At 70.5% G+C, this 8,706-nt stretch carries 7 protein-coding genes and 1 tRNA gene; all 8 read right to left on the bottom strand.

The features are described 5' to 3' along the window. Positions 1–571: 571 nt before the first annotated feature. Complete coding sequence (locus DAI20_RS06395) at positions 572–2,044, bottom strand: NAD-dependent succinate-semialdehyde dehydrogenase (RefSeq protein ID WP_108249637.1); 1,473 nt, start codon at positions 2,042–2,044, stop codon at positions 572–574. Between the two features lie 57 nt (positions 2,045–2,101). Next, positions 2,102–2,926 carry a TrmH family RNA methyltransferase gene (locus tag DAI20_RS06390; protein ID WP_108249636.1) on the bottom strand — a complete coding sequence of 275 codons (825 nt, stop codon included), beginning with the start codon at positions 2,924–2,926 and terminating at the stop codon, positions 2,102–2,104. After that, positions 2,923–3,516 (bottom strand): isochorismatase family protein, encoded by a 594-nt coding sequence (locus tag DAI20_RS06385; protein ID WP_108249635.1) that lies wholly within the window; start codon positions 3,514–3,516, stop codon positions 2,923–2,925. Before DAI20_RS06385 ends, DAI20_RS06390 begins: the two co-directional genes overlap by 4 nt. Positions 3,517–3,545: 29 nt before the next feature. Next, positions 3,546–5,039, bottom strand: coding sequence for a D-alanyl-D-alanine carboxypeptidase/D-alanyl-D-alanine-endopeptidase (locus DAI20_RS06380; protein ID WP_306766458.1), 1,494 nt, complete (start codon positions 5,037–5,039; stop codon positions 3,546–3,548). A gap of 85 nt (positions 5,040–5,124) precedes the next feature. Further along, a tRNA-Thr gene (locus DAI20_RS06375) sits at positions 5,125–5,200 on the bottom strand. A gap of 54 nt (positions 5,201–5,254) precedes the next feature. Beyond that, positions 5,255–5,881, bottom strand: coding sequence for a TetR family transcriptional regulator (locus DAI20_RS06370; protein ID WP_108249633.1), 627 nt, complete (start codon positions 5,879–5,881; stop codon positions 5,255–5,257). A 60-nt stretch (positions 5,882–5,941) separates the two neighbouring features. Beyond that, positions 5,942–7,507: an alpha/beta hydrolase gene (locus DAI20_RS06365; RefSeq protein WP_205781352.1), complete on the bottom strand. Its 1,566-nt coding sequence runs from the start codon at positions 7,505–7,507 to the stop codon at positions 5,942–5,944. Further along, on the bottom strand, positions 7,504–8,706 hold the full coding sequence (locus DAI20_RS06360) for a DNA polymerase III subunit delta' (protein WP_108249631.1): 1,203 nt from the start codon (positions 8,704–8,706) through the stop codon (positions 7,504–7,506). Before DAI20_RS06360 ends, DAI20_RS06365 begins: the two co-directional genes overlap by 4 nt.

Raw genomic sequence — 8,706 nt, 5'->3', positions numbered from 1 at the left:
ACATCTAGATGCGAAAACCAGAACCGGGAATCGATACCCAGTCTCCGCGAGTTTGTTCTGACTAAATTCGAATATCAACTGACATTCATTATCTAATCCAAAGGAATCTCACCAACCACCATTACAGTGATTGCCGAGGATATTTGGCATTTGACATTGTGCACGCTGTTGAGTTCTCAAGGATCGGACGCACCCGGATCCATCCCTTTCAGGACTTCCTCCGAGGCAACTTCTCTATCTTACATTGTTCTTCGTTTCTGTCAAGTCGAGGTTTTCGCCATCCTGCGATGGCAGACTCTCGGCCGGACCCGAAACGGGAACGGTTGTCCATCCTAGCCACACGTTCGGGACGTCTTCAACAGACGATCACCGATTCGGTGAGAAGGAGGAGGTGGCCCCCGCTTGAGGCCGGGAAGCTCAGCGGCTTTCCCGCACCTTTGGGGTGACAAGTAAGTACTTTACGCAGGCCCTGCAGGGGCCGCAACTTCGCGCTGCAGCCCGGGCGTGTCGCGCCACACTCCCGCGGAATCCCGGGGGATGGGACCATCTTGCAGCCGCGAGTCGGCGGACCTCAGACCGCGAACGGATCCGGGGTCAGCGTGTACTTCGTCTCGAGGTACTCGTTGATCCCCTCCGCGCCGCCCTCGCGACCCAGCCCAGACTGCTTGATCCCCCCGAACGGAGCCGCGGCGTTGGACACGACGCCCATGTTGAGACCGACCATGCCGCTCTCCAGCCGGTCAATCATGCGCTGGCCCCGGGGGAAGGACCCGGTGAAGACGTAGGACACGAGTCCGTACTCCGTGCCGTTGGCGATCCGCACCGCGTCGTCCTCCGACCCGAACGGGACGACGGACACCACCGGGCCGAAGATCTCCTCGCGGAGGATGCGGCTCCCCTCGGGCACGCCGGTCACCAGTGTCGGTGGGAGGAAGTGCCCCGGACCGTCGAGCGGCTCTCCCCCGGCGACGAGGGTCGCCCCGTGCTCCACCGCGTCCGACACGAGCGAGGTCGCCTTGTCGACGGCGCCGGCGTTGATGAGCGGGCCGATCGTGACCCCCTCCTCCGTCCCGCGGCCGACCCGCAGCTGCGCGATGCGCTCCTGCATCCGGCGGGTGAACTCGTCGGCGACGGTCTCCTGCACCAGGAAGCGGTTCGCCGCGGTGCAGGCCTGACCGACGTTGCGGAACTTCGCGAGCATCGCCTGGTCGACGACCCGGTCGATGTCGGCGTCGTCGAAGACGATGAACGGGGCGTTGCCGCCGAGCTCCATCGAGGTGCGCAGCACCTGCTCCGCCGACTGCTGGAGGAGCTTCTTCCCCACGGCGGTCGAGCCCGTGAAGCTGAGCTTGCGCAGCCGCGGGTCCGCGATGATGGGCGCCGACACCGCGCCGGCCTCGGTCGTGGGGATCACGTTAAGCACCCCGTCGGGGACGCCGACCTCGCGCAGCAGTGCGGCGAAGTGCAGCGTGGTCAGCGGCGTGAGTTCCGCGGGCTTGATGACGACGGTGCACCCGGCCGCGAGGGCCGGCGCGATCTTCCGCGTCGCCATGGCGAGCGGGAAGTTCCAGGGGGTGATGAGGAAGCAGGGCCCGACGGGATGCCTGCTCACGATCATGCGGCCCGTCCCCTCGGGGTTCGGGCCGTACCGACCGGAGATCCGCACCGCCTCCTCGCTGAACCAGCGCAGGAACTCACCGCCGTACGTCACCTCGCCCGCCGCCTCGGCGAGCGGCTTGCCCATCTCGAGCGTCATCAGCAGCGCGAACTCGTCCGCGCGCTCGCGCAGCAGGTCGAACGCACTCCGGAGGAGCTCGCCGCGCGTGCGCGGTGCCGTCGCCGCCCAGGACTCCTTCGCCGCGACGGCCGCGTCGAGTGCGCGGATCCCGTCCTCGGGCGACGCGTCCGCGATGGTCGCGATCACCGCGCCGGTCGCGGGGTCCTGCACGTCGAAGGTGCGCCCGCCGGTCGCCGGGACCCACTCCCCGCCGATGAGGAGCCCCGTGGGGACCGAGGCGAGCAGTTCCTGCTCAGAGATAGCCATGCTGCGACCCTTCTCGCGTTGGTGGAACGCTCCTGAAAACAATGCTAGGCCGCGGGGTCAGCCCGGAAGGGCGAGGGCCCACATGGCGACCGCGCTCGCCGCCGCGACGTTCAGCGAATCGATGCCGTGGCGCATCGGGATCGTGACGACGGTGTCCGCCGCGGCGATGGCCTCGGGGGTGAGCCCGTCACCCTCCGCGCCGAGCACCATGGCGACGCGCTCGGGCGGCGCGGCCGCGAACTCGGCGAGCGGGATCGCGCCAGGGGCCAGCGCGAGGGCGGCCGTGTGGAAACCGGCGCCGGACAGCATCCTGGACAGCTCGTCCCAGTCGCCGACGCGGGTCCACGGCACCTGCAGCACGGTGCCCATGCTGACCCGGATCGCCCTGCGGTAGAACGGATCGGAGCAGCGCGGCGTGACCAGCACCGCGTCCGCGCCGATGGAGCCGACCGAGCGGAAGATTGCGCCGACGTTCGTGGGGTCCGCCACGTTCTCCAGCACCACGACGCGCCGGGCGCCGGCGAGCAGCGCAGCCGCGTCGGGCAGGACCGGACGGTTCATGGCCGCGATGAGCCCGCGATGCAGGATGTAGCCGGTCAGCTCGGCGAGCAACTCCCCCGGTCCGACGAAGATCGGGACGTCGGGATGGTCAGCAAGGGCGTCGAGCGCTTCGTCCACCGTGTTGCCGAGCGCGAGCACCGACCGCGGCACGTGACCCGCGGCGAGCGCGCGGCGGAGCACGAGCACCGACTCGGCGAGGTAGAGGCCGTGCTCGGACCCGCGGGCTTTCCGCAGCGCGACATCGGTCTGGTGGGCGTAGTCGGCGAGCCGTGGATCCCCGAGGTCGGTGATGGGAACGACGCGATCGCGGGTAGCGGTCACGCGAGTGGGGCGCGCGAGTCCGTGACCGTGGCACCCTCGGCGCCGAGCCGCTCGAACGCCGCCCGCGTCGTCTCATCCGCGACCCCGGCGACGAGGTCGGTGAGCACGCGGACCCGTCGTCCGGCGTGCACGGCGTCGAGCGCGGACGCGAGCACGCAGTAGTCCGTGGCGATGCCGACGACGTCGACGTCGGTCACGTTCCGATCGTCGAGCACCTGAGGCAGGGTCAGTCCGTCATCGCTCACGCCCTCGAACATCGAGTACGCCGGCTTGCCCTGTCCCTTGCGCACATGGACGTCGACCCGCGCGGTGTCGAGGTCGGGGTGGTACTCGGCGCCCGGCGTTCCGGCGACGCAGTGCACCGGCCAGGTCTCGACGAAGTCGGGCGCCGCCGCGGTGGCGAAGTGGCCGCCGTTGTCGTTGTCCCCGTCGTGCCAGTCGCGGGACGCCACGACGACGTCGTAGCGCTCCGGGTTCTCGGCGAGGTAGGCGGAGACGCCGCTCGCCACCGCGGCCCCGCCGGGCACTCCTAGCGCGCCGCCCTCGGTGAAGTCGTTCTGCACGTCGACGATGAAGAGCGCTCGTGTCATGAGGGATCCGATCCCGGGCCGCGGCCCGATCAGTTGTTGGAGAGGTTGTTGCCGCAGCGGTACGCGCCGGTGGTGACGGTGTCGAGGGCGGCCTTGGCGTTGTCGCGCACGTTGCCGATGGCGTAGAAGGCGAAGGTGAGCGGCGTTCCGTCGACGGCGGAGATGATGCCGGACAGCGTGTACCCGGTGTCGATCCAGCCGGTCTTGGCCACGACGTTCCCACGGGCCACCGCGTTGTCGCCGGTGAACCGACTGGTGAGCGTCCCCGTCCGGCCCGCGACGGGGAGCCCGTCGTAAATCGCGCCGAGCGCGCCCTCCCGGGCGTTCACCTTCGCCATGAGTCCGGCGAGGAGGGCGGGGGGCACACGGTTGTCCGGGCTGAGGCCCTGCCCGTCGACGATCAGCATGGTCGAGGTGTCCAGGCCGAGGGGCTCGAGCGCCTTCGGGATGCCGGCGGCGAGCGCGTCCTGCGTGTTGCCCGCGCCGACCTTGATGGCGACGAGCCGGGCGAGCGTCTCCGCCAGCGTGTTGTCCGAGATGGTGAGGGCCGTCTTGATCAGCGATGCGACCGGCTGGGACTGCACCTCACCGAGCACCGCGGCATCCGGCGGTGCGACGCCCTCGACGAGCGCCGCGTCGACGCCGAGCGCATCGGCGAAGGCGGCGCCCGCACGGGCGACCGGCGCCTCGCTGCGCGGGGACACGATGGCCCCCGGATCCGCTCGGTCCGCGTCCACCTGCAGCGCGGTGATCTCGCTGCTGTACCCGATGCTGAGCTCCGTGCGGGCCCAGGACGGATGCCACACCGGGCCCGAGAACAGCGACGTGTCGAGCACGATCCTGGTGATGGGTGTGCCCGCCGTGGCGGGATCCGCCGCCCAGGCCGATCGCACCTGCGCGGCGAGGTCGCTGATGCGGGGAGCTCCGGGGTAGACGGAGGTGCCGGATGTCAGCCGGGAGAGCGTGGGATCGCCGCCGCCGACGAGGACGACGGTACCCGGCTCCGCCCCTGTGACGACCCGGGTGCTGATCCGGTGGTCGGGGCCCAGCGCCGTGAGGGCGGCGGCCGAGGTAATCACCTTCATGACGCTGGCGGTCCGCTCGGGGGTGTCGCCGCCGCGATCGAAGAGGACCTCCCCGGTCGCGGCGTTGAGCACGTAGCCCTGGAAGGACGCGAGCCGCGGGTCCGTGGCCAGCGCGGCGATGGAGCAGTTCCGGAGCTTCGAGGCCGCGGGCTGCACGGCCGGCACCGGCCGCGGGGCCCGGGTCGGCGACGGCGACGGCGACGGCGAGGCGGCGGGGGCGGGAGCCTCCGTGGTGATGGCTGCGGGCCGGGCGTCGGGAACCTGCGCTGTTCCGACCGCGGCGCCCGCGCTCACGGCTCCGGCGCCGAGCAGCACGAACGCCGTGGCGGCGGCCGAGGCGACAAAGGCGTGCGGGTGCCGACGCATGGCGGCACCGAGTCCGCGGGAGCGGCGCGCGGCCGGCGCGGGTTGCGTCGGCGGCTGCTCGGGCGGAATCACCGCACCATGATAACGCGGCGCCGTCGGGGCCCCTGAGGAAGCCCCGGCGGCCGCGAGACGCGGGCCTGAAGGGCAGATGAACCGGTGGGGCCGCCTGTGGGAATCGAACCCACGACCTTCTCATTACGAGTGAGACGCTCTGCCGACTGAGCTAAGGCGGCGTGTCCCGCGGTTTTCCGCGGGCACAGCATCCCACTATAGCGGATGCGGAGCGGTCATCTGATCGTGTGCATCGCGGCGAAGGATTCGCGGAAGCGCAGGGCGAGCGAGCCCGACGCGCTGTCCTCCACCCAGCCCGACCACGCGTGCTTCAGCGCGGCGGTCGCGACGAGCGTGATGAGCAGGCCGCGGTCGAGCAGTTCGGCCCTCGGTCGACCCGCGTACTCCGGCGAGCGGGCGAGTCTGTCGGCCACGATCTCCGCGATCGACGCCTCGAACTGCCGCAGCGACGCCATGCGCGCCCCGAAGATCTGCGGGTGGTCCTTGAGCACGCTGCGGCGCAGGCGCTGCAGCTCGTGATCGCCCTCGCTCGCCTCCGCAGACCAGGCGAGCAGCTCGCCGAGGTCGTCGAGCACGGGCCCGTCGGGGGGCGCCGAGAGGAAGCGGTCGATCTGCTCCTGCGGGGGAACGGGCAGGCTGTCGCCGATCAGCGCGGCCTCCTTCGACCCGAAGTAGTTGAAGAAGGTGCGGGGCGAGACCCCGGCCTCGGCACTGATGTCGTCGACGGTCACCCGGTCGAAGCCTCGGTCGCAGACGAGGGTGAGCACGGCCCGCTGGATGCCGCGTCGGGTGGCCAGGCGCTTGCGTTCCCGCAGTCCGGGCTCGGCCGTGATGATGCTCATGGCTTGATCATTGCACTCAGCGCAAATGTGCACAAAGGGGGCCGTCCGTGCACATCGGGCTCAGCAGGTGAGCCCGTCCTCCGGCACGGTGCCGTCGACGAAGTAGTCGTCCACCGGTGTGTTGATGCACTCGTCCTTCTCGTCGTACGCGATGTGGCCCTCGCCCTCGTAGGTGAGCAGCACGGCGCTCTCCAGCTGGTCGGACAGCGCCTCGGCCCAGCGGTACGGGGTCGCCGGGTCGTTCGTGGTGCCCACGACGACGATCGGGTCGGCGCCCTCCCCCGTCACCGGCTCGACGGTCTCACCGCGGTAGGAGAAGGGCCAGTTCGCGCACTGCACGTCACCGAGCGTGTCGTAGTCGCTGAGCGGGTCGATCGCGCGCAACTGCTCGTTCAGAGCGGCGATGGCCGCGGGGTCGGTGTTGACCGGGTAGTCGATGCAGTTGATGGCCGTGAACGCCTCGAACAGGTTGCTGTCGTACTCGCCGTCCTCGCCGCGCTGGAAGTAGCTGTCCGCAAGCACGAACGCGGTGGTGGCGTCGCCCTGCATGACCTCGGCGAACGCCTGGCTCAGGTATGGCCAGTACTCCTCGGTGTACATGGCCGAGTTGATGGCGGTCGTCATCACGTTGGGGTTGAGCTGACGGCCGTCGTCCGCGCGGATGGGGCTCGCGCCGAGTCCGTCGAGCATCCTGTCGACGGTCACGAGCACCTCGTCGACCGAGCCGCGGAAGGGGCACTCCGCCGGCGTGTCGAGACAGTCCGCGAGGTAGGCCCGGATGGCGGAATCGAAACCCTCGGCCTGCTGCACGATGGTGTCGAACCGGGAGAGGCTGGAGTCCGTCGCGCCGTCGAGCACGACCCGCCCGACGTTCTCGGGGAAGGTGTCGGCGTACTGCGCGCCGATGTCGCTGCCGTAGGAGAACCCGAAGTAGTTGAGCTTCTCATCCCCCACCACGGCACGCAGCATGTCGAGGTCGTGCACCGTGCTGGCCGTGTCGACGAACTCGAGCAGCGGCCCGGTGTTCTCGAGGCAGGACCGGGCGAAGTCGACGGCCTGGTCCGTGGCCTTCTGGATGTAGGCGGGGCTGTCGACCGGATCGGGGATGTACGAGTAGAGGTAGGCGTCGAGTCCGGCGTCGTCCTTGCAGTCGACGGCGGAGGACCGGCCGACGCCACGGGGGTCCCAGCCGATGACGTCGAAGTTCTCCTGCAGTCGCTCGGAGACGGCGTAGTCCACCGAGTCCTTGACGAAGTCGTACCCGGATGCACCAGGCCCGCCGGGGTTGACGAACAGCGACCCCTGCCCGGTGCCGGAGGCGGTGTGGCGGGACAGGGCGAGCTCGATGTCTGTCCCCGGGTCCGGGTTCTCCCAGTCGAGCGGGGCCGTGGCGGTCGCGCAGGTGGCCCCGTCGCCGCAGTCCTCCCAGCGCAGCACCTGCTCGTAATACGGGCGGAGGTCGGCGTCGACCGATTCGCCGGTGGGCGCGGAGGTCGTGGACGGCGCCTGCCTGTCCGGGACGAAGAGAGAGACGCAGCCGCTCAGCGCGAGCGCCGTCGTCACGGCCGTCATCGCCGCGACCAGCCGTCGGACTCCGGTTGCGCGGCGGGGGCGGGGGCTGGTCACGGTGCGGTTCCCTTCCGGATGGCGGAGATGAGCATGGCCTCGAGCGAGAGCGCGGGCGACACGTTCGCGTCGATGCGCGTGCGGGCGAGCGCGATCGCGTCGAGGGTCGCGAGCGACTGCGACGGCGTCGCCGCGGTCGCAGCGTCCTCCAGTTCATCCTGGATCGCCGCGTTCACGGTGTCGACGGGCGCATCGAGTTGCAACAGCAGGATGTCGCGGTACAGGGACTGCAGGTCGACGAGGATGCGGTCGAGCCCGTCGCGCAGGCTCCGGGACGCGCGTCGCTTCTGGTCCTCCTCCATTGCCCGCAACTGCGATCGCAGCGCCGCCGGCACCGCGCCGCCCTCCTGCACCCCGAGCGACCGCAGCGCGCTCTGGCGCTCCTCGGCGTCCCGCTCGACGGTGATCGTCTTGGCGTCGTCGGTCGCGATGGCGAGCAGTCGCGTCGCCGCCTCGACCGCGCCGGCGACGGACCGGATCCCCAGGGCGACGCGAAGGGTCTCCTCCCGACGGGAGCGCGCCTCGGCGCTCGTCGCGAGGCGGTGCGCCATGCCGATGTGGCTCTGCGACTCGCGCGCGGCGCGCAGCGCGATCTCCCGGCCGACGCCGTCGCGGCGCTCGATCAGCTGGGCGACCTCGTCGACGCTCGGCACCCGGAGGCGCACGGATCGCACGCGGGACCGGATGGTCGGAAGCAGGTCCGCCTCGCTCGGCGCGCAGAGGATCCACACCGTGCGCTCCGGGGGCTCCTCGAGGGCCTTGAGCAGCACGTTCGACGTGCGCTCGACCATGCGGTCCGCGTCCTCGATGATCATGACCCGGTAGCGGCTCACTGAGGGGGAGAACTGGGAGGCGGCCACCATCTGGCGCACCTCTTCGATAGTGATGATGACCCGCTCGGTGCTGAGCACCCCGAGGTCGGGGTGGGTGCGCGCGTCGACTTGCTTCTTCGTGAGCCGGTCACCCTCGGGGGTCCCGGGGCTGAGGAGCGCCGTGGCGAACGCGTAGGCGAGGTTCGAGCGGCCGGAGCCGGGCGGGCCGGTGATCAGCCACGAGTGCGTCATGGACGAGGAGTCCACGATGCCCGCCGGTCCGCCGGCGCCTCCCCCGGTCTCGACGGCGCCGGACACGGTAGCGGCGGCGCGGAAGATCGCGATCGCCTCCGGCTGCCCCGTCAGGTCGTCCCACACCGTCGTCAC

It is taken from the genome of Planctomonas deserti (assembly GCF_003067705.1).
Classification (GTDB): domain Bacteria; phylum Actinomycetota; class Actinomycetes; order Actinomycetales; family Microbacteriaceae; genus Planctomonas; species Planctomonas deserti.
Note: the sequence above shows the minus strand (reverse complement) of the source record. Positions and strands in the feature narration are given on the sequence as shown.

Coding starts and splice junctions, on each gene's coding strand:
- DAI20_RS06395 (WP_108249637.1), bottom strand. CDS start 2,044: ATGGCTATCTCTGAGCAGGAACTGCTCGCCTCGGTCCCCACGGGGCTC.
- DAI20_RS06370 (WP_108249633.1), bottom strand. CDS start 5,881: ATGAGCATCATCACGGCCGAGCCCGGACTGCGGGAACGCAAGCGCCTG.
- DAI20_RS06385 (WP_108249635.1), bottom strand. CDS start 3,516: ATGACACGAGCGCTCTTCATCGTCGACGTGCAGAACGACTTCACCGAG.